Here is a 19611-nt window from a genome sequence, read left to right on the forward strand (position 1 = left end):
TATTTGATTTTAAAATAATTGACAGTCATTCAGATTTAATGTTAACTATATTTATAAACAAGTTAACATTAGGGGTGACAATTGTGACAATAAATAGTAAAACGATTGAAAAATCATCTTATACATATGAAGAATTAGCAGAGAAAAATAAAGCTTACGTATGGCACCCATTTACACAAATGAAAGATTATTTAGAAGAAGATCCTGTCATTATTGAACGTGGAGAGGGAAGAAAGCTATACGATGTAAATGGTAATGAATATTGGGATGGTGTTTCATCTATATGGTTAAATGTTCACGGACATCAAGTACCGGAATTAGATGAAGCAATTCGTGAGCAATTAAATAAAATTGCTCATTCTACTATGTTAGGACTTGCTAACGTTCCATCTATTTTATTAGCAGAAAAAATTATTGAGGTTGTACCAGATGGATTGAAGAAGGTATTCTATTCTGATTCAGGTTCTACCGCTGTTGAAATTGCAATTAAGATGGCTTTCCAATATTGGCAGCATAAAGGGAAACGAAAGAAACAAAGATTCGTTACATTAAAAGAAGCATATCACGGTGATACAATTGGAGCTGTTTCGGTAGGAGCAATAGACTTGTTTCACCAAGTGTATAGTTCGCTCTTATTTGATGCGATTAAAATGCCGTATCCATATACATATCGTTCTCCTTACGGAAATAATAGGGAGGAAATTGTAAAAAGCCATTTAGAAGAAATGGAAGAATTGTTGAAAGAAAAGCATGAAGAAGTAGCTGCCATCATTGTGGAGCCATTAATGCAAGGTGCTGGCGGGATGATTACAATGCCAAAAGGATATTTAAAAGGACTGCGCGATTTATGTACTAAGTATAATGTATTATTTATTACAGATGAGGTAGCGACTGGATTTGGGCGTACAGGGAAAATGTTTGCGTGTGAACATGAAAATGTGACGCCAGACATTTTAACTGCTGGGAAAGGTTTAACAGGTGGATATTTACCAATTGCAGTTACGGTAACGACGGATGAAATATATAATGCCTTCTTAGGAGAATATGAAGAACAAAAAACATTTTTCCATGGACATAGCTACACAGGCAATCCGTTAGGGTGTGCCGTAGCAATCGCGAATTTAGAGCTATATGAAAAAACAAATTTAATAGAAGAAGTGGCACATAAAACGGATTATGTGGCAGCGCAATTAGAAAAGCTCTTTGCGTATAAACATGTAGGTGATATTCGTCAGTGCGGATTAATGGTTGGTATTGAGCTTGTGAAGAATAAGGAAACGAAAGAAGCGTTTGACTGGACAGAAAGAGTCGGTGTTCAAGTATGTAAACGCGCAAGAGAGCTGGGTATGATCTTACGACCGCTCGGTAATACGATTGTATTTATGCCACCTCTTGCTTCTACAATTGAGGAGATTGATGATATGTTACGTATTTTGTATAAAGCAATCTCGGATGTTACGGAGGGAGAATAATGAGCGGTTTTTTTATAACAGCAACAGATACTGAAGTGGGGAAAACTGTCGTTGCCGGTGCATTAGCCGGTGTATTTAGAGAATTGGGATATAACATCGGAGTATATAAACCGTTGCAAAGTGGGCATGTTGCATCAAACCCTGAGGGAGATGCGGCAAGGTTAAAAGCATTATCAGGTGTGCCGACACAAGAAAATGAAATTTGCCCTTATTCTATTGAAGAACCACTTGCTCCGAGACTTGCCATGAAAAGAGCTGGAAGAGTAGTAAAGTTAAAAGAAATTACTGATTACTATAATGAACTATTAAAAGAGTTTAATAGCTTATTTGTAGAAGGGGCAGGTGGGCTTGCTGTCCCATATACAGAAGATGCTTTAGTAATTGATTTTGCAAAAGAATTACAGTTGCCTCTTATTGTAGTAGCTCGTCCTACATTAGGAACAGTAAATCATACAGTGTTAACGATTGCTTACGCAAAGGCGCATGGCTTAACCGTAGCGGGTGTCATTTTATCAGGTTGCAAAGAATGTGAAATGGAAAGAGTGCAAGAAAATAAAGAGATGATTGAAGAGCTGAGCGGGGTACCAGTTTTAGGATTATTACCATTCTTTGAAGGTGAGTTTACGAAAGAAGAAGTATTAGAATCTGCAAAAGAACATATTATGATTTCAAAATTAGAGGAGTTTATCCAAAATGAATCAAACGTGGCGGGCGCACCTTCAATGTAAATTACAACAATTACATGAGCAAGGGCAGTATCGTGATTTGCATGTAACAGAGAAGGCAGAAGAGACTTGGCTTATTCGAGATAAAAAAAGGATGTTAAATTTAGCGTCAAATAATTATTTAGGGTTAGCTGGAGATGAAAGGTTAAAAGAAGCTGCTATTGCCTGTACAAAAAGATATGGAACTGGAGCGACTGCCTCTCGTCTCGTTGTAGGAAATCATCCATTATATGAAGAGGTTGAGAGAAGCATATGTGAATGGAAAGGTACTGAAAGAGCTTTAATTGTAAATAGTGGGTATACGGCAAATATAGGTGCCATATCTTCTTTGGCCTCTCGGCACGATATTGTTTTTAGTGACAAGTTAAATCACGCAAGTATTGTTGATGGAATCATATTAAGCGGGGCAGAGCATAAAAGGTATCGTCATAATGATTTGGATCATTTAGAGAAGCTGTTGAAAATGGCTTCGCCTGAAAGCAGAAAATTAATCGTAACAGATACCGTTTTTAGTATGGATGGTGATACTGCGTATTTGAGAGATTTAGTACAGCTGAAAGAGAAATACGGGGCAATCATTATAGTCGATGAAGCACATGCGAGTGGAATATATGGAATCGGCGGAGCTGGGTTATCTCATATAGAAAAAAATCTTGCTCAAAAAATTGATATACATATGGGGACGTTTAGCAAGGCTTTAGGGTGTTATGGTGCGTATTTGACAGGTGATGAAATTTATATAGAGTATTTACAAAATATGATGAGAAGCTTTATTTTTACTACAGCTTTACCACCAAGTACGTTAGGAGCAGTGCAAAAAGCAATTGAAATTGTAAAAGAAGATAATGAAAGAAGAGAGAACCTTATAGCAAACGGAGAATACTTCAGAACTAAATTAAGGGATGCTGGTTTTGATATTGGGAATAGTTCAACTCATATTGTACCGATTGTAGTCGGTTCAAATGAACATGCTTTACGATTTAGTAAAAGGTTGCAAGAGGCAGGGATTGCGGCCATTGCAATTCGTCCGCCAACTGTGCCGGTTCATAGTTCTCGAATTCGCTTTGCAGTTACATCGCAACATACAATAGCTGATTTAAAATGGGCTATTGACCGAATTATTCACATTGCGAAAGAAGAGGAGATTTTCGTATGAACGAGCTAAAGATTATTTTTATCCCCGGATGGGGAATGGAAGAGAATATTTGGGATTTAGTACTTCCGTATTTTAAAGGATATCCTGTTGAATGCGTAGATTGGCGTAATGTGAAAGAACGAAGTGAATTTGCGGAACGAATTATAGATGTAGCGCATAACGACAACGTAATTTTAGTTGGATGGTCACTAGGAGCGTTAGCAGCAGTTGAAGCTTATAAAAAGATTCAGGCAAAAGGCATCGTATTAATTGGTGGGACTGCTAAATTTACAAATACGAGCGACTATAGTAATGGATGGAATGCTTTGCATATAGAACGGCTGAAAAGGAATTTGGCGAGAAGGAGAGAGGATACGCTCAAGCGTTTTTATGAAAATATGTTTACGAAAGATGAGCTAAAAGGGAATAAAAACTTTGAAGACATTGTAGACCGTTTTAAAGGTGATTCTATTCAGTCTTTACAACTAGGTTTGGATTATTTAATAGAAACAGATATGAGAGAAGAACTAAAAGAAATTAAAGTACCTATACTACTTATTCACGGAGAACAGGATGTAATATGCCCATTGTCTGCGGCACGTAGTATGACGGAGAATAGCAGCAGCGAGCTGAAAGTAGTAAGTGAAGCAGGGCATGCATTATGTGTAACGAATTTTGAATATTGTGCAAATGAGATAATTCAATTTGTAGAGGGGATACGACATGATCAACAAAACGTTACTACAAAAACGGTTTAATGGGGCAGCCGTATCTTACGATCGATATGCAAATGTACAAAAAAAGATGGCACATTCATTACTTTCAATCTTAAAGGAACGATATAGTGAAACGGCATCAATACGTATTTTAGAACTGGGATGCGGGACGGGGTATGTAACAGAACAATTATCAAAGTTATTTCCGAAAGCACATATTACAGCAGTTGATTTTGCTGAAAGTATGATTGCGATTGCGCAAACTAGACAAAATGTAAAAAATGTAACGTTTCACTGTGAAGATATTGAGCAATTACGATTAGAAGAATCCTATGATGTTATTATTTCAAATGCTACATTTCAATGGTTAAATAATTTACAACAAGTGTTAAGAAATTTATTTCAACATTTGTCTATAGATGGGATATTACTCTTTTCAACGTTTGGACATGAAACATTTCAAGAATTGCATGCTTCGTTCCAACGTGCGAAAGAAGAAAGAAATATAAAAAATGAAATATCGATTGGTCAACGTTTTTATTCAAAAGATCAGTTGCTTCATATATGTAAGATAGAAACAGGGGATGTGCATGTTTCTGAAACATGTTACATAGAGAGTTTTACAGAAGTTAAGGAGTTTCTGCATTCTATTCGAAAAGTAGGAGCAACTAATAGCAATGAAGGATCATATTGTCAAAGTCCCTCACTCTTTCGTGCGATGCTACGCATATACGAAAGAGACTTCACGGGAAATGAAGGGATAATGGCAACGTATCATGCTTTATTTATACATATAACAAAAAAGGGGAAGAGATGAAATGAAACAAGTACAAACAAAAAGGGATTGGAAAAAACTTGCATACGACGTAGTGGAAGAGAAAATGATTACGAAAGAAGATGCAATAGCGATATTAGAAGCTGATGATACAGAAGTTTTAGAAATTATGAATGCAGCTTACATTATTCGCCATCATCACTTTGGTAAGAAAGTAAAATTGAATATGATTATTAATACGAAATCTGGATTATGTCCTGAAGATTGTGGATATTGCTCACAGTCTATTATTTCAGAAGCACCGATTGATAAATATGCATGGTTAACGCAGGAGAAGATTGTAGAAGGGGCACATGAAGCAATACGCCGTAAAGCAGGTACATATTGTATTGTAGCGTCTGGTCGTCGTCCGACGGATAAAGAGGTAAATCACGTAATTGGAGCAGTTAAGGAAATTCGTGAAACGACAGACTTGAAGATTTGTTGTTGTTTAGGTTTCTTAAATGAAGATCAAGCAGGACGTTTAGCGGAAGCAGGCGTGCACCGTTATAATCACAACTTAAATACACATGCAAATAATTACGATAGTATTTGTTCAACTCATACGTATGATGATCGTGTTGATACAGTTCAAAAAGCAAAACAAGCTGGTATTTCACCATGCTCTGGAGCAATTTTTGGCATGGGAGAAACAATTGAAGAGCGTGCTGAAATTGCATTTGAATTACAACGTATAGATGCAGATTCTATCCCTTGTAATTTCCTTGTTGCTGTAAAGGGGACACCTCTTGAAGGGCAAAAAGAGTTAACGCCAGTAGAATGTTTAAAAGTACTTGCAATGATGCGTTTTGTAAACCCAACAAAAGAAATTCGTATTTCAGGAGGACGTGAAATCAATTTACGTTCTGTACAGCCAATCGGTTTATTTGCAGCAAATTCTATTTTTGTCGGGGACTACTTAACGACAGCTGGGCAAGAGCCGACTGCGGACTGGGGTATGATTGCAGATTTAGGATTTGAGATTGAAGAATGTGCATTATAAGATAGATGAAAAAGCAAACTTGTAAAAGGGTTTGCTTTTTTTGTAAATAAAATGTAATAAATAGTTGTGAACGCTTGATATTATTGGTTTTTGAGCGAAAAAAAGAATTTTTGTGGACGAATTTTCCAAGCCCTAGTTGTACATAGTAAATATGTAATTTATATTGGGTTGGAGGATTTTACATGTACAAATACATATTAGCGATTATGACTTGTTTAATTTTAATAAAAGCAATAAGTTCTGATCCAGTTAAGGCTGCTGAAAATCCTGAACAAAAAGAGATGCAACAAAGAATCGAACAACACTTTCGAACGAAAGCTGAACATTTTGGATTGAAAACGGAAGGAAAAGATTTAAAGGAAGTTAGAAAAGAAATTACTATTATAGAAGAAGCGAAAAAAAGAGAGAATGTATGGAGAACAGCACAAGCTCTTCATATAAAAACAGAAGGAAAAACGATGAATGAATTAATAAAAGATGTACAAAAAAAGGTGAAAAAATAAAAAGAGGCCGCAGCCTCTTTTTTTTATGCCCATTGTTTTGATAAGTGAGCCATTTCAATTGCAGCAACAGCTGATTCATATCCTTTATTACCAGCTTTCGTACCTGCGCGTTCAATCGCTTGTTCAATTGTTTCTGTCGTTAATACGCCGAAAATAACTGGGATGTCCATTTGTAGTGATAAAGACGCAACACCTTTTGCTACTTCATTACAAACGTAATCGTAGTGAGTTGTAGCACCTCGGATTACAGTACCTAGTGTAATAACAGCATCATACTTTCCGCTACTAGCCATCTTTTTAGCGATTAAAGGAATTTCAAATGCACCAGGAACCCAAGCAACATCAATATCATTTTCTTCTACACCGTGACGCTTTAATCCGTCTAAAGCGCCGCCAAGTAACTTACTTGTAATAAATTCGTTAAAACGTCCAACAACAACTCCAACTTTTAATCCTGTACCAACTAAATGACCTTCGAATACCATAATAAATCTCTCCTTTAATTATAAGTTTAGTAAGTGTCCTAATTTATTTACTTTCGTTTGTAAATACGATTTATTTTCTTCTTTTGCCGGCATTTGCAACGGTACACGCTCGACTACTTCTAAATCGTAACCTTGTAAGCCAGCAATTTTTCTTGGGTTATTCGTTAATAATCGTAAGCTTTGTAAACCTAAATCTTTTAATATTTGAGCACCGATACCGTAATCACGAAGATCAGCAGGGAAGCCGAGTTTTTCATTTGCTTCTACAGTATCGAATCCTTCTTCTTGTAATTTATAAGCGCGAAGCTTATTAAGAAGCCCAATGCCTCTTCCTTCTTGTCTCATATAAAGAAGAACACCTTTTCCTTCACGCTCAATTTGAGCAAGTGCTGCATGGAGTTGTGGTCCGCAATCGCAGCGATGTGAACCGAATACATCTCCTGTTAAGCATTCAGAATGAACACGTACAAGTACCGGTTCACCTGTTGAAATATCACCTTTTACAAGTGCGATATGTTCTTTCGTATCTAATGAGTTAGAATAGCCAATTGCGTGGAAAGTACCGAAATCTGTAGGTAATGTAATTTCCACTTCTCTCGTCACAAGTGTTTCATGATGGCGGCGATAAGCAATTAAATCTTCTATTGTAATCATTTTTATATCAAATTGTTTTGCGCATTCTATTAAATCAGGTACACGTGCCATCGTGCCGTCCTCATTTATAATTTCGCAAATAACTCCAGCTGGTTCGGCACCGCATAGCTTTGCTAAATCAACAGCAGCTTCTGTATGACCTGCACGACGCAGGACACCGCCTTCTTTCGCAATTAATGGAAAGATATGTCCAGGTCGATTGAAATCAGCGCCTTTTGATGCGGGGTTTAACAATTCTTGTATCGTAGTTGCACGTTCGTGAGCGCTAATCCCTGTTGTTGTAGAAACATGGTCAATGCTCACTGTAAACGCAGTATGATGTGAATCTGTATTATGAGATACCATTGGTTCTAATTGTAGACGTTCTGCGTACCCTGCTGTAATCGGTACACAAACGAGACCACGGCCATGTGTAATCATAAAATTAATTGTTTCTGGTGTAATGTACTCTGCTAAAGCAATAAAATCGCCTTCATTTTCTCGGTTTTCATCATCACATACGATAACGACTTTACCTTGTTTTAAATCTTCTAGAGCTTCTTCAATACGATGAAACATTGTGCTTCCCCCTTATAGAAATCCGTTTTCTTGTAAAAAGCTTTCAGTCATTGAACCTACTCGTTTTGTAGGTTTAGTAATAAAGCGTTCGATATATTTACCAATCATGTCACACTCAATATTTACGATATCTCCGGCATTTTTTTCCCCAATGACAGATTCGCTTACTGTGTGCGGGATGAGTGAAATCGTTATGGAAGATTCGTCTATAGCAAATATCGTTAAACTCGTTCCATCAACAGCAATGGACCCTTTCTGCAAACAATAGCGCAGCAGTTCATCAGAAATTGCTATTTTGTAATAGACGGCATTGTAATGTTGTTTTTTATTTAAAATCGTTCCGATGCCATCAATATGTCCTGAAACGAAATGTCCACCGAATCGTCCGTTTGCAGCCATTGCTCGTTCTAAATTTACTTTAGAGTGCGGTTTAAGTATACGAAGTGATGTCGACTGCATCGTTTCGGGCATTGCATCAACTGTAAATGAAGTAGTTGTAAAGTTTGTTACAGTTAAGCAAATACCGTTAACCGCGATACTATCACCTAAGTGAACATCTGATAAAATTTTCTTTGCATGAATCGTTAATTTCATCGCTTCTCCGCTTTGTTGCATGTTTGCTATCGTTCCTAATTCTTCTACAATTCCTGTAAACATTTCGTCACCTCGTTTCGGGCATTCGCAACGATTTTTATATCATCACCAATTTGTTTCATCTCTTGAATTTTCAAGGAAAGCGCATCTTGTAATTTTGAAAAACCATTTCCTCCAAATAAAGTAGGAGCATCTTTCCCACCAATTAATTTCGGGCTTATATAGGTTACAATTTCATTGAAATTGTTTGTTTTTAAGAAACTTGCATGAATCGATTGGCCACCTTCAACGAATAGAGAAAGAATTTGTTTCTCTCCAAGAAAGGAAAGAAGGTCCTCGATTTCTATATGCTTCGTTTCCATTTGGAATATAGCTATATTTTTAGATTCATAAGAAGATATCTTCTCTTTCTTTACATCCTTACCGACAATAATCCATGTCGGTGCTAAACCATCTGTTATAACATGAGAAGATGGTGGCGTTCGTAAATGGGTATCTAAAACAACGCGAATAGGATGTTTCCCACCATTTGGAATTCTTGTTGTTAAATGAGGATTATCAGCTATAACTGTATTCACTCCAACAAGAATTGCATCATGTGTATGGCGATATTGGTGAACATCAGCACGTGCTTCTTCACCTGTAATCCACTTACTTTCACCAGTTACAGTTGCTGTTTTTCCATCTAAGCTCATTGCGGTTTTGATTGTTACAAAAGGGCGTTTCGTTTTCATGTAGTGAAAAAAGTAGCGATTTAATAAAACTGCTTCTGCTTCAAGAACACCGGTAGTTACTTCAATTCTAGCTTCCTCTAATCTTCTTTTTCCGTTACCAGAAACGAGCGGATTACAATCGAGAGTAGCAATTACAACACGCTTAACTCCTCTTTCGATGAGCAATTCACAGCAAGGTGGTGTTTTTCCAAAGTGGCTACACGGTTCCAGTGTTACATAAACGGTAGCGTCTTTGGCGTTCTGACCAGCCATTTGAAGGGCATGAACTTCTGCGTGTTCTTCACCAGCTCGTAAATGAGCGCCCATACCAACGATGTTTCCATCTTTTACAACAACAGCACCAACCATAGGATTTGGACTTGTTTGTCCTGATGTTCCTTCTGCTAACTGCAGGGCAATCCTCATATATTCTTGATCTGTCATTTTCTTCACCTCTCCAAAAAAAATCAAAAAACCCCAAGGATTTAATATCCTTGGGGTTTGGGAGACGTGATTTCTAGAAATATAGTTTGAATACGAAAGCATAGGAAAGAAACCTAACGATAATTGATATTTCTGCATAAGGAAAAAACCTAGCAAAATATCGAATTTTTAAACGCTAGTTGTCTCTTTTTATTTCAGTATAAAAAATAAGTATAGAAAATTAAACATATATAAAGAATCAAAATGAATCTTTAAAAATATGCATACTGAAATAAAAGTGTATTCACTATATAAAAAACTAGAAACATATCCTTCTCCCATCCAGACTATACTGTCGGCCCTAGAGTTTCACTAGATCCACCGTTTTCGAGTTGAAAACGGGTCACGGACTTAGAAGTTTTCACTTCATCACCGCCGGTTGGGAATTTCACCCGACCCCGAAGGATGCTGTTTGCTCAAATTATAGCACAAAAAAAATAAAAGGCTAGTAAAAAATATTCGAATGTGAAGAATTGTGTGAAAATATATGCAGGCTGGAATGGAAATAAAAGTATTAGAAATGTTGTAAAGAGAAGGGATATAACGGAGTTGCTAAAAAGAAAAAACATGCACAAAAAAATGTGCATGTCACATGTAAAATTATTCTGCCTCTGGTGCTCTAACAACAGACTCGAATTTACCTTTATGCGAAGCGTCGCAATAAGGCATATTTTTTGATAAACCACAACGGCATAAAGAAAATGCCGGTTTTGCTGGGAATGCATTCCCTTGTGAGTCGACTAATTCCACGTCCCCTGTAACGCGAAAAGAGCCATTATCATTTACTTTAATTTGTACTTTTGCCAACGTTATCCCTCCTTCCCAAACGCTTAATTTCATCATATAATCAAGGGAAGTGCTTGGCAATATAAAGTGAAACTTTAATTAGTGAGGGAGGCATCCCCCACTAATTATTAGTTGAACCAATCGGGCTTTTAGGGGCAGTTAATCTCTTACCTAACTTCTTTGTTTCAGCCGAATTTTGAGGTGGGAGTTTTACTGCCCGCAAATAGCGGAGAAAAAAGAGCACTTTGTTTGAGAAAGAAGAGAGTGTTATAATAGTTTTCATAACTGACTAGAGTAAGGTGACGAGAGATGGATAAACAATTACATACATTACGAAACATTGCAAATGAGCGCACGTGGGCATCATTTTTGAATGATAATCATCCATATAGTTTGTTACATTGGTCCATTGCAGGTGTAGGGCAAGAGGCAAAGGATGTTTGGTTACTTCAAGATGAAGTAACATTTCAAACGACAGAATTCCCAACGTTAGATGATGCAATGCAATGGATTTCTGAAAATATGGAACAAGTTACAGACGTTTTAGCGCAATAAAAAACAGGCTTATGCAAGCCTGTTTTTTGTTTCTTTCACATATGTGTTTAAAAATTGATCGACGGCTGCTTCGTACTCTTCTTTATTTTCGTTATAAGAGCAAGCGTGTGCACCGTGTTCTGCAATATAAAGCTGCTTATTATTTTCTTTCGCTTCATATAACGCTTTTGTCATATCAGCTAAAATATAGTCGTCATCTTTACTATGAATAAAGAGAACGGGATTGTTAATGTTTTTTATACAGTCGATTGGTGAAACTTCACGAATTGTATAACCGTCACGAACTTTCAAAAATGCGTTTGCTAAAGGTAATAAAGGCCATTTTGGTAAATGGAATTCAACCTTTAAACGGTGCTGTAATTGTCCGTGAAAATCAGAGAAAGGACAATCTGCAATATAGAAATCAGCACCATCTTCTACAAGTCCTGCGTATTGAAGAAGTGTTGCAGCTCCCATAGATTCACCATGAATACCAAGTGTAATATTGGTGCCAAAACGGTTTTTTAGCCAGTCAACTACGGATTTTAAATCATGTTTTTCATAGTATCCATAGCTTGTTGTTTTTCCGCCAGTTTTACCATGACGACGATGATCGTAAATGAGGACGTTATATCCCCTTTTTAAGAATAAGTTTGCATATTTTACAGAGTTTATTTTATTTACAGTTACACCGTGGCAAAAAACCATAAACTTATTGGTGGAATGACCAGCAGGAATGTAATATCCGTGAAGGTCGTATCCGAATTGTGAAGGGATATGAATTTCTTCTTTATGAAGAGCATCAAAATCCTCTATACGAAAATGTTTTTTCGTTTCTCTTTCGAGTACTTCTTCCTCTGTTTTTTTCTTTAAGTACATCACTTTATTTGTAAAGAAAATCCCAAGGGCAGTTATTGCACCTAGTATAGTAAACAATGCTGCAAAAAAACGTTTCATACTTTACCTCATCCTCCAAATACCGTTACATGTGATACACTTATATTGTATCACAATGATATAAAAGGGGAGAAATAGGAAATGCTGCATATACAAAAAATTACGCCAGCGATGAAAGAAACAATCCGAATGTTCATGTGTGAGAACTGGGGAAGTTCATTGATGGTTTCACGTGGTAAGGGACATCAGTTAGAAGAGTTGCCAGGATTTGTTGCGCTCTTAGATGACAGAATAATCGGAATTATAACGTATGAAGTGATCGGGAATATGTGCGAAATTGTATCGCTAGATAGCTTTGAAGAAAGAAAAGGAATAGGGACGAAACTTGTGGATTGTGTATTACAAGTTGCAGAAGAAGAACGGTGCAGACAGGTTTGGCTTATTACAACAAATGATAATATGAATGCGTTACGATTTTACCAAAAACGTAATTTTGTAATGACTAATTTATATGTGAATGCGGTAGAGGAGGCACGAAAAATAAAGAAAGAAATTCCACGTATTGGATATGATAATATCCCAATTTTACATGAAATTCAGTTGGAGTATCGTTTAGTGAAATGATGTAACAATTTTCAGAAATGTGAGTTATTAATCTTGACGGATAGTGTAATTTAGGTTACCGTAAATTTGTAATCTATTACCATATTAAGGGGTGACGATGTGGCAACTATACGTGATGTTGCAAAATTGGCAGGTGTTTCAGTCGCAACCGTTTCACGAGTTATTAATGAAAAAGGATACGTTCATGAGGACACAGTAAAACAAGTAAAGGAAGCAATTGAAGAATTACGTTATAGGCCAAACAGTGCAGCGAAGCCACTATTTAAAGAGAATTCAACGATAATTGCATTACTTGTAGATAATTTATGTAACCAATCAAACATCAATTTGCTACATTGTATTGAGGAAATAGCATATAAAGAAGGTTATCAAATCATTATTTGTAATATAGAGAATAAAGATAGATACATACATATGCTGAAGCAAAATAACATTGCAGGTGTTATTTTGACAAGAGCAGTTTTTAAAAGTGTAGGAAAAATTCCATTTCCGTTTGTTGTGATCGATGAGCAACAATCACATGGAAATTATTATGAAAGTGGACAGAGAGCTGTTTCTTTATTAAAAGAGAAAGGGTGTCACTTTCTTGCATATTTCGGTGAGGGAGAAGAAAGTGAAGAAGTGGAAGATCATATAGCAGGGTTTTTAGACGCTGTTTGGGATGAAGGAATCTCTTATCGAGAAGAATGTGTACAAGGGTATACAAATAAACAATTTATTACATTATTGCAAAACAATCCATATATAGATGGAATTGTAGCCTCAAGTGATCAGATTGCTATTGAGTTAATTCGGTCAGCGAGATTTCTAAATATACATGTACCAGATAAATTAAAAATTGTTGGACCGAATGGGAGCATAGAGTGTGAATGGATAGGTTCATCACTACCGACAATTGAAAGCCGTGTCAAAGATAACGGAAAAGTAGCTTTTCAACAATTAAAAGGAAAAATGAAAAAGTAAAAGGTGCGTTTTATACGCACCTTTTTATAATGTAATTGCGGCAATAAAGCCAAATATAAGTAACGGTATATTGTAATGTAGAAAAGTGGGTACACATGTATCCCATATATGATGGTGCTGACCATCAGCATTTAAACCGGATGTTGGTCCAAGGGTACTATCCGATGCTGGAGATCCTGCGTCACCTAGCGCTCCGGCTGTACCGATAATAGCAATTGTGGCCATTGGACTAAATCCAAGCTGAATGCAAAGAGGTACAAAAATGGTTGTTAAGATAGGGATGGTTGAAAAGGATGAACCAATTCCCATCGTAACGAGAAGTCCAATAACGAGCATAAGAAATGCAGCGAGTGGTTTATTATTTCCGATTATATGTGCACTCGTTTGCACCAGAGATTCAACATGTCCTGTTTTTCGAAGAACAGCGCCGAATCCAGCGGCAGCAATCATAACAAAGCCAATAAAGGACATCATACGCATTCCGCTTGTTAATATCGCATCTGCTTCTTTAAGTGGTAGACTGCCGCTAACCGATAAGACGATAATACCTGCTAAAGCACCAAAAATCATTGATTCTGTTGTTAATTGAACAGTTAATGTAGCAATGATAGATAATAACCCGAAAGTAATGCTACGTTTTGTATAGGGAACGATTTCATTTTCGGTAGTATGAATTTGTTCTGTTTCATACGTACGAGGTTTTCGGTACGTAATGAATACCGCTACACATAATCCAATAATCATACCAATTGCTGGAATAGTCATTGCTTTTGGAATAAGTGTGACATCAAATGTAAGGCCGCTTTGCGCAGCGTTGGTTTGCAATACGTCATGATAAATTTTTCCGAATCCTGCAGGGATCCACATATAAGGAGTAATCAATCCAAATGTAATAATACATGTGACAAGTCTGCGATCCACTTTCAGCTCATTTAATACTTTTAAAAGTGCTGGAATTAAGATGGGGATGAAAGCAATGTGAACAGGAATCACATTTTGTGAGAAACAAGCCATCGTTAAAATAATGAATAAAATAAGTATTTTAGAATAAACTTGTTTTTTCGTGTCTTGTTCATTGCCAATCCATTTTAATGCAGTTTGAATCATAGCATCTGGAAGTCCTGTTTTGGAAAGGGAAATAGCGAAACCACCAAGCATTGCATAACTTAAAGCGATTGGAGCACTGTTTCCAAGACCAGTTGTAAAAGTGTTAATCGTTTCTGAAATACCGAGTCCGCCGATAATTCCGCCTGTTAAAGCTCCAACAATGATGGCGACAATGACCTGGACACGTAACAAACTAAGCAATAGCATAATTGCTACTGCGACGAGTACAGCGTTCATAATAAATGTAATCTCCCTAAATTTTTATTCTGTTAAGACAAGTAAATATGAAACATTTTGCGATGTTTATACATACTTGCGACATATTATTATAAAATGTTTTCTATGAAATGTAAAAGAACCTTTTGTTACTAATGCTGAAAAGCTAGCTCTTGTTTAATTGATTGCAAAGAATTAGCGAATAATTCTGGTTCTTCTAAATCAGGAGAATGTGCTGAATTTGGGAACCAAATCATCTTTTTTATAGGCGCTTCAATAATATCGCAATATTCCTGAACGAGTGCATAAGGAGTTTGATAATCATAGCGACCAGAACAAAAATAAACTGGAATAGATAAACTTGAGATAGAAGAAAAGAAATCGATTGTCAGCATTTCTTCCCATAAAACGCCAGATTTTAAATTTCCTGCGAGAAACTTGAACCAATCTAATAGCGTATACTCAGGAGAAAAGAAACCTTTTCGTATGAAAGAAAAGGAAGATCCGTTTTGGATTGCGCCTCCAAATGTGCCAAGCCACTTTCTTTGAATAATGAGACGTCTCGTATCTAAAAATGGTGGTTTGCCTAATTTTAAAAGGGAAGCTAATGCCTTTTTATGATCATGTTTTTTTGCAGAATGAATTAAATGTTGATATAGCAATTCTTCATTTTGTTTCATATGTACAATTTGCCCAATACCGATGTAAGCCTCGATATACTTTGGATATTGATGTGCTATGTTAAGCCCAATAATACTTCCCCAAGAATGACCAGCGAGAAATAGTTTTTGTTTGTTGAACCTTTTAAGTACATATTGAATCACTTCTTTTGCATCGGAAACGAATTGTTCGATTGTGAAATTTGCTCCGAAATCTTTCAGTGAAAAGGATTTACCAGCCCCGCGCTGATCCCAATTAATAACAATAAATTGCTTCTCTAATTCTTTTTGAAAATGGCGAATAAATCCGATTTGTGCCATCCCAGGTCCGCCGTGACAGCATAATAAAATAGGTTGCTCTACGTTTTGTCCACGCATAAGGAGAGTTTGTTTTCGATTATTAATCATAACGCTTTCTATCGTAGCGATACTATTAGGAATGAGTTGTTTGTTTTCATTATAGAACTGAGGGGTGTAGCTACGAAAAAGCATATTGAAAACCTCCTTTTGTGAAATCGTATGAATCGCACAGGCTATTCATTTTGCATATACTGTTAGAAAATCATTGTAACATACCATACTAGTGTCATTTCAACACGGGAGGAGGGAAATTGTGACGATTGGAGAAATTATAGATGGTTTAAATAGACGTGAACCCATCGCTATTATAGCAAAACGTCTTGAAATAAGCCCGTATACATTATCGAAGAAATTAAGATTGATTGGATACGAATATGATGGAGAGCAGAAGAAACGTATTTTTGTAGGAGATGGAGAAGAACCACGTCACTTACAACTCCAAGAAGCGACCGCCCTTCAATATGAGAAAACAGATTATCAATTGTTAATTTATGAGCAATTACAAAGCATTTATGAATTATTAAGAAAAAGAGAAGAAGTAATTGTACCAATTATGAGTAAAAGTACAGAGAAGAAGAGACGAACCTTTTCTATTAATACAGAAATATTATCACAATTGGACCTTATATCAGAATCGAAAGGAATTCAAAAATCTAAACTTGTAGAAGAGGCGTTGCACCAATTTTTACAGCAATATGAAGTTGACAAAACATCACATTTTGATAACTAAAGAAAAGGATACTATGTTCATTGGAAGAACGAGTATCCTTTTTATGATGTATATTACGTATAAAATAGAGGATCAGTATAAATCCTTTATGGCGTGAAAAATGAAATTTATTATTAGAGAAACACTTAATTTACTTTTTGAATTCTTCCATCAATAACTGGCTGAATTGGTTCTTTTAATTGTTTTACGTAATCGACTAACGCTTCAAAGTCGTTTGGACCAGTTTCTGCATTTTTACCATTTTTAAATGATACGAATCCGTCACCGCCAGAAGCTAAGAAGGCATTTGCAACTACGCTATACATTTTAGATGGAGATAATTCTTCACCGTTTGTTAAACGTATATTTGTAACTTTTTCACCGTTTGGTTTATTTGCATCCCACGTATATTGAATACCTGAAATTTGAAGCATTCTTGTTGTTCCTTTTTGCCATTGCTGATTTAAAATATCGCGAATGTCTTGACCTGTTAAATCTACTTTAATTAATTGATTTCCAAAAGGTTGAATGCCGTATAACTCACCCCACGTAATATCACCAGCATCTAAGTCATTACGAATGCCACCAGGATTCATGAGGGCGATTTGAGTTTGCATTGTTTGACGCTGAGCATCGGCAACTAAATTTCCAAGAGTGGACTCACCAGCATCATTTTGTTTACGGTCGATAGGTGCTGTAGATTTTCCGACTACTTCATTTACAAGTGGTGCAATTTTTTCTTTATATTGATCTAGTTTTTTCTTTACTTGTTTATCAGGTTCTACACCTTCATGATACGTTGTAACAACTTCAGCTTTTTTCTTTACAATATCCTTTGTTTTACGATCAATTGTTACATCCACGTCTGAGAAAGCCGTTCCGTATGAATTTGCTTGGACAATTAGTTTATTATTTACTGTACCATTTACATACGTATGACTATGTCCACCGAAAATAACATCAACTTCTGGGTCTGTTTCATTTGCAATTCGAGTAAGATCGCCATTTGTTACCCCAGACTCATCGGTTGTTCCACCGACATGAGCAAGAACGACGATAGATTTAACGCCGAGACGTTTTAATTGTTGTGTTGATTTATTAATTGCTTCTACTTCATCAGTAATTTGTACATTGTTAAGCATCGTAGGCATAACGACATTTGGTGTATCAGTTGTAACAACCCCAATGAATCCTACAGGAACACCATCTACCATTTTTACAGTAAACGGTGGTAAAAATAAGCGGCCAGTTGATTTGTTGTAGAAGTTAGCAGCTACATAGGGGAAGTTAGCTCCTTTGAAATTTCCTGTTTTTTCATGATATCCACCGTAAATGAGGCGTTGCATTTCATCAATACCTTCATCAAATTCATGGTTTCCGATTGTACCAACATCAAATTTTAAGTCATTTAAAAATTCAATTGTCGGTTCATCTTGTAATAATGCTGAAACTGGTGGACTAGCTCCGACGATATCACCAGCATGTACGAGAAGTGTATTAGGGTTTTGTTTTTTACGTTCTTTTAAATAAGTAGCTAAGTAATCAGCGCCACCAGCTTCTTTATTATTGATTTTTTTAACAGTATCTAGTTGTCCATGGAAATCATTAATACCAAGCATTTGTACGTCTATGTAGCGGTTTTGTTCAGCTGGATTCTGAGATGGGGGAGCGGCAAATACGCTTGAAAAAGTAATGGTGCTTAAAACAGCAACGGCAGGAATAATTTTTTTCCACATAATATAATTCTCCTTTTTTTATAATCTGACATCATACGACATAATTTTAATAGATTCATAGGATTATAGCTACACAAAAATTTAGTCTTTTCGAAAAATTAACATATTTACAAAAAGTGAATAATAGAGTAAAGACCCTTTTTTATTGTCGATTTCATCGTGTATCTACTATAATGGAGAAAAAAGTAAAAGGTGAGTAGCATGAAGAAAAAGAAACAAAGACAAATGCAAAGACAATCGCAAGTGAATCAACCAAAGAAAGAAACACTTACATTAGGCGATCAATTAAATGATTCACTCATGCAACAATTAAAGAGTAAGAAGAAAGAGTTGCAAGTGAGAGAAGAGGAAAAAGAGGCAGCTGAACTGGAAAGAAAGCGCCAAGAACAAAAAGAACGTGAAAAGAATAAATCATTTGAAGAACTGCTAAGTGAAAGTAACCTTACTTGGAAAGACTTTAAATAATAAAAAATGATCAGTGAAATACCACTGATCATTTTTTGACGAGCTTGTAAGAAAAGGGGAGTTAGAATGAGAAAAATTGTCGTTGTTCCACATGAAAACCATTGGAGTGAAAAATTTCAAATGGAGGCTAAAAGATTAAAATCAGCGATGCCAGAAACGGTAAAAATTCATCATATTGGAAGTACGTCAGTTCCTGGACTGGCAGCTAAACCTATTATTGATATGATCATGGAAGTAGAAAATATCGAAAGAGTAGATGGGTGGAATGAACGATTTATAGAGCTTGGTTACATCGTAAAAGGGGAAAATGGTATTTCAAGACGCCGATATTTTATTCATGGAACTGAAGAAAAAAGTTCGTATCATTTACACGTGTTTGAAAAAGGAAATCCAGAGATAGTAAGGCATTTAGCATTTCGTGATTATATGATGGCTCATTGTGAAGAAGCAGAGACATATGCAACCTTAAAGAAAGAATTAGCCGAAAAGTATACATATGATGGCGCGTTATATACGGAAGGAAAAAATGAGTTTGTGCGCAATGTGGATGAAAAAGCGAAAGAATGGAGAAAAAATAACGTGAATGAATTCACGTTATTTTTTAACTATATAAAAGTGTTATGTAAACTGTACGTATGTTTTGACTTTTGGGATGAATCTTGTTGAAATAAAGTTGTGGCTTATAAAAAATGTAACAATG

The 19611-nt window shown here is 36.1% G+C and carries 22 protein-coding genes and 1 riboswitch; of the genes, 13 read left to right on the top strand and 9 right to left on the bottom strand.

What is annotated here, in order from left to right; genetic code table 11:
* Positions 1 to 38 precede the first annotated feature (38 nt).
* The 7 genes from bioA (at position 39) to HMPREF1014_RS03860 (ending at position 6368) form a co-directional block, all read left to right on the top strand.
* A complete protein-coding gene (bioA, locus tag HMPREF1014_RS03830) occupies positions 39 to 1472 on the top strand; it encodes an adenosylmethionine--8-amino-7-oxononanoate transaminase (RefSeq protein ID WP_009326545.1) in 1434 nt (477 codons plus the stop codon).
* Positions 1472 to 2200 (top strand): dethiobiotin synthase, encoded by a 729-nt coding sequence (bioD, locus tag HMPREF1014_RS03835; RefSeq protein ID WP_000012496.1) that lies wholly within the window; start codon positions 1472 to 1474, stop codon positions 2198 to 2200. Before bioA ends, bioD begins: the two co-directional genes overlap by 1 nt.
* Positions 2166 to 3353: an 8-amino-7-oxononanoate synthase gene (gene bioF / locus HMPREF1014_RS03840; RefSeq protein WP_001077290.1), complete on the top strand. Its 1188-nt coding sequence runs from the start codon at positions 2166 to 2168 to the stop codon at positions 3351 to 3353. Before bioD ends, bioF begins: the two co-directional genes overlap by 35 nt.
* Positions 3350 to 4090: an alpha/beta fold hydrolase gene (locus HMPREF1014_RS03845; RefSeq protein ID WP_001004163.1), complete on the top strand. Its 741-nt coding sequence runs from the start codon at positions 3350 to 3352 to the stop codon at positions 4088 to 4090. Before bioF ends, HMPREF1014_RS03845 begins: the two co-directional genes overlap by 4 nt.
* Entirely contained in the window at positions 4056 to 4865 is an 810-nt protein-coding gene (bioC, locus tag HMPREF1014_RS03850) for a malonyl-ACP O-methyltransferase BioC (protein WP_000608907.1), read from the top strand. The genes HMPREF1014_RS03845 and bioC overlap by 35 nt, the downstream gene beginning before the upstream one ends.
* A 1-nt stretch (position 4866) precedes the next feature.
* Positions 4867 to 5865, top strand: a complete 999-nt coding sequence (bioB, locus tag HMPREF1014_RS03855; protein WP_000815856.1) for a biotin synthase — start codon at positions 4867 to 4869, stop codon at positions 5863 to 5865.
* A 182-nt stretch (positions 5866 to 6047) separates the two neighbouring features.
* Positions 6048 to 6368 (top strand): hypothetical protein, encoded by a 321-nt coding sequence (locus HMPREF1014_RS03860; RefSeq protein ID WP_000280032.1) that lies wholly within the window; start codon positions 6048 to 6050, stop codon positions 6366 to 6368.
* Between the two features lie 23 nt (positions 6369 to 6391).
* On the opposite strand, the gene ribH is transcribed toward HMPREF1014_RS03860, so the two are convergent.
* The 5 genes from ribH to HMPREF1014_RS03885 form a co-directional block, all read right to left on the bottom strand.
* Entirely contained in the window at positions 6392 to 6853 is a 462-nt protein-coding gene (gene ribH / locus HMPREF1014_RS03865) for a 6,7-dimethyl-8-ribityllumazine synthase (RefSeq protein ID WP_000230895.1), read from the bottom strand.
* Between the two features lie 18 nt (positions 6854 to 6871).
* Complete coding sequence (gene ribBA / locus HMPREF1014_RS03870) at positions 6872 to 8065, bottom strand: bifunctional 3,4-dihydroxy-2-butanone 4-phosphate synthase/GTP cyclohydrolase II (RefSeq protein WP_000468983.1); 1194 nt, start codon at positions 8063 to 8065, stop codon at positions 6872 to 6874.
* Between the two features lie 12 nt (positions 8066 to 8077).
* On the bottom strand, positions 8078 to 8722 hold the full coding sequence (ribE, locus tag HMPREF1014_RS03875; RefSeq protein ID WP_000493898.1) for a riboflavin synthase subunit alpha: 645 nt from the start codon (positions 8720 to 8722) through the stop codon (positions 8078 to 8080).
* A complete protein-coding gene (ribD, locus tag HMPREF1014_RS03880) occupies positions 8704 to 9816 on the bottom strand; it encodes a bifunctional diaminohydroxyphosphoribosylaminopyrimidine deaminase/5-amino-6-(5-phosphoribosylamino)uracil reductase RibD (protein ID WP_000131994.1) in 1113 nt (370 codons plus the stop codon). The genes ribE and ribD overlap by 19 nt, the downstream gene beginning before the upstream one ends.
* Positions 9817 to 10121: 305 nt before the next feature.
* Positions 10122 to 10265, bottom strand: a riboswitch (FMN riboswitch).
* 190 nt (positions 10266 to 10455) lie between these two features.
* Positions 10456 to 10662 (bottom strand): CDGSH iron-sulfur domain-containing protein, encoded by a 207-nt coding sequence (locus HMPREF1014_RS03885; protein WP_001151579.1) that lies wholly within the window; start codon positions 10660 to 10662, stop codon positions 10456 to 10458.
* 288 nt (positions 10663 to 10950) lie between these two features.
* Between HMPREF1014_RS03885 and HMPREF1014_RS03890 the strand changes: the two genes are divergently transcribed.
* A complete protein-coding gene (locus HMPREF1014_RS03890; protein ID WP_000360793.1) occupies positions 10951 to 11196 on the top strand; it encodes a DUF2552 family protein in 246 nt (81 codons plus the stop codon).
* 9 nt (positions 11197 to 11205) lie between these two features.
* On the opposite strand, the gene HMPREF1014_RS03895 is transcribed toward HMPREF1014_RS03890, so the two are convergent.
* Positions 11206 to 12132 carry an alpha/beta hydrolase gene (locus HMPREF1014_RS03895; RefSeq protein ID WP_000819234.1) on the bottom strand — a complete coding sequence of 309 codons (927 nt, stop codon included), beginning with the start codon at positions 12130 to 12132 and terminating at the stop codon, positions 11206 to 11208.
* A gap of 81 nt (positions 12133 to 12213) precedes the next feature.
* Between HMPREF1014_RS03895 and HMPREF1014_RS03900 the strand changes: the two genes are divergently transcribed.
* Positions 12214 to 12696, top strand: a complete 483-nt coding sequence (locus HMPREF1014_RS03900; RefSeq protein WP_000902432.1) for a GNAT family N-acetyltransferase — start codon at positions 12214 to 12216, stop codon at positions 12694 to 12696.
* A 99-nt stretch (positions 12697 to 12795) separates the two neighbouring features.
* The gene (locus tag HMPREF1014_RS03905; protein ID WP_000201342.1) at positions 12796 to 13659 is read left to right on the top strand and encodes a LacI family DNA-binding transcriptional regulator; all 864 of its coding nucleotides are present in this window, start codon (positions 12796 to 12798) and stop codon (positions 13657 to 13659) included.
* 24 nt (positions 13660 to 13683) lie between these two features.
* Here the strand turns inward: HMPREF1014_RS03905 and HMPREF1014_RS03910 are convergent, their stop codons facing one another.
* Both HMPREF1014_RS03910 and HMPREF1014_RS03915 read right to left on the bottom strand, forming a co-directional pair.
* On the bottom strand, positions 13684 to 15003 hold the full coding sequence (locus HMPREF1014_RS03910; protein WP_000994810.1) for a Na+/H+ antiporter family protein: 1320 nt from the start codon (positions 15001 to 15003) through the stop codon (positions 13684 to 13686).
* 131 nt (positions 15004 to 15134) lie between these two features.
* On the bottom strand, positions 15135 to 16133 hold the full coding sequence (locus HMPREF1014_RS03915; protein ID WP_000898966.1) for an alpha/beta fold hydrolase: 999 nt from the start codon (positions 16131 to 16133) through the stop codon (positions 15135 to 15137).
* Positions 16134 to 16254: 121 nt separating this feature from the next.
* Between HMPREF1014_RS03915 and HMPREF1014_RS03920 the strand changes: the two genes are divergently transcribed.
* Entirely contained in the window at positions 16255 to 16731 is a 477-nt protein-coding gene (locus HMPREF1014_RS03920; RefSeq protein WP_000151926.1) for a ribbon-helix-helix domain-containing protein, read from the top strand.
* A gap of 125 nt (positions 16732 to 16856) precedes the next feature.
* On the opposite strand, the gene HMPREF1014_RS03925 is transcribed toward HMPREF1014_RS03920, so the two are convergent.
* On the bottom strand, positions 16857 to 18446 hold the full coding sequence (locus HMPREF1014_RS03925; protein WP_000265548.1) for a bifunctional metallophosphatase/5'-nucleotidase: 1590 nt from the start codon (positions 18444 to 18446) through the stop codon (positions 16857 to 16859).
* Positions 18447 to 18647: 201 nt separating this feature from the next.
* On the opposite strand from HMPREF1014_RS03925, the gene HMPREF1014_RS03930 reads away from it, so the two are divergent.
* Both HMPREF1014_RS03930 and HMPREF1014_RS03935 read left to right on the top strand, forming a co-directional pair.
* The gene (locus HMPREF1014_RS03930) at positions 18648 to 18911 is read left to right on the top strand and encodes a YqkE family protein (protein WP_000727561.1); all 264 of its coding nucleotides are present in this window, start codon (positions 18648 to 18650) and stop codon (positions 18909 to 18911) included.
* Between the two features lie 66 nt (positions 18912 to 18977).
* A complete protein-coding gene (locus tag HMPREF1014_RS03935; protein ID WP_001227189.1) occupies positions 18978 to 19577 on the top strand; it encodes a GrpB family protein in 600 nt (199 codons plus the stop codon).
* Positions 19578 to 19611 lie beyond the last annotated feature (34 nt).

This window comes from Bacillus sp. 7_6_55CFAA_CT2 (assembly GCF_000238655.1).
Taxonomy (GTDB): domain Bacteria; phylum Bacillota; class Bacilli; order Bacillales; family Bacillaceae_G; genus Bacillus_A; species Bacillus_A cereus.

Bases quoted from the DNA above. Each gene is read 5' to 3' on its own strand.
- bioA (WP_009326545.1), top strand. From the start codon at position 39: ATGTTAACTATATTTATAAACAAGTTAACATTAGGGGTGACAATTGTG.
- bioD (WP_000012496.1), top strand. From the start codon at position 1,472: ATGAGCGGTTTTTTTATAACAGCAACAGATACTGAAGTGGGGAAAACT.
- bioF (WP_001077290.1), top strand. From the start codon at position 2,166: ATGAATCAAACGTGGCGGGCGCACCTTCAATGTAAATTACAACAATTA.
- HMPREF1014_RS03845 (WP_001004163.1), top strand. From the start codon at position 3,350: ATGAACGAGCTAAAGATTATTTTTATCCCCGGATGGGGAATGGAAGAG.
- bioC (WP_000608907.1), top strand. From the start codon at position 4,056: ATGATCAACAAAACGTTACTACAAAAACGGTTTAATGGGGCAGCCGTA.
- bioB (WP_000815856.1), top strand. From the start codon at position 4,867: ATGAAACAAGTACAAACAAAAAGGGATTGGAAAAAACTTGCATACGAC.
- HMPREF1014_RS03860 (WP_000280032.1), top strand. From the start codon at position 6,048: ATGTACAAATACATATTAGCGATTATGACTTGTTTAATTTTAATAAAA.
- ribH (WP_000230895.1), bottom strand. From the start codon at position 6,853: ATGGTATTCGAAGGTCATTTAGTTGGTACAGGATTAAAAGTTGGAGTT.
- ribBA (WP_000468983.1), bottom strand. From the start codon at position 8,065: ATGTTTCATCGTATTGAAGAAGCTCTAGAAGATTTAAAACAAGGTAAA.
- ribE (WP_000493898.1), bottom strand. From the start codon at position 8,722: ATGTTTACAGGAATTGTAGAAGAATTAGGAACGATAGCAAACATGCAA.
- ribD (WP_000131994.1), bottom strand. From the start codon at position 9,816: ATGACAGATCAAGAATATATGAGGATTGCCCTGCAGTTAGCAGAAGGA.
- HMPREF1014_RS03890 (WP_000360793.1), top strand. From the start codon at position 10,951: ATGGATAAACAATTACATACATTACGAAACATTGCAAATGAGCGCACG.
- HMPREF1014_RS03895 (WP_000819234.1), bottom strand. From the start codon at position 12,132: ATGAAACGTTTTTTTGCAGCATTGTTTACTATACTAGGTGCAATAACT.
- HMPREF1014_RS03900 (WP_000902432.1), top strand. From the start codon at position 12,214: ATGCTGCATATACAAAAAATTACGCCAGCGATGAAAGAAACAATCCGA.
- HMPREF1014_RS03910 (WP_000994810.1), bottom strand. From the start codon at position 15,003: ATGAACGCTGTACTCGTCGCAGTAGCAATTATGCTATTGCTTAGTTTG.
- HMPREF1014_RS03915 (WP_000898966.1), bottom strand. From the start codon at position 16,133: ATGCTTTTTCGTAGCTACACCCCTCAGTTCTATAATGAAAACAAACAA.
- HMPREF1014_RS03925 (WP_000265548.1), bottom strand. From the start codon at position 18,446: ATGTGGAAAAAAATTATTCCTGCCGTTGCTGTTTTAAGCACCATTACT.
- HMPREF1014_RS03930 (WP_000727561.1), top strand. From the start codon at position 18,648: ATGAAGAAAAAGAAACAAAGACAAATGCAAAGACAATCGCAAGTGAAT.
- HMPREF1014_RS03935 (WP_001227189.1), top strand. From the start codon at position 18,978: ATGAGAAAAATTGTCGTTGTTCCACATGAAAACCATTGGAGTGAAAAA.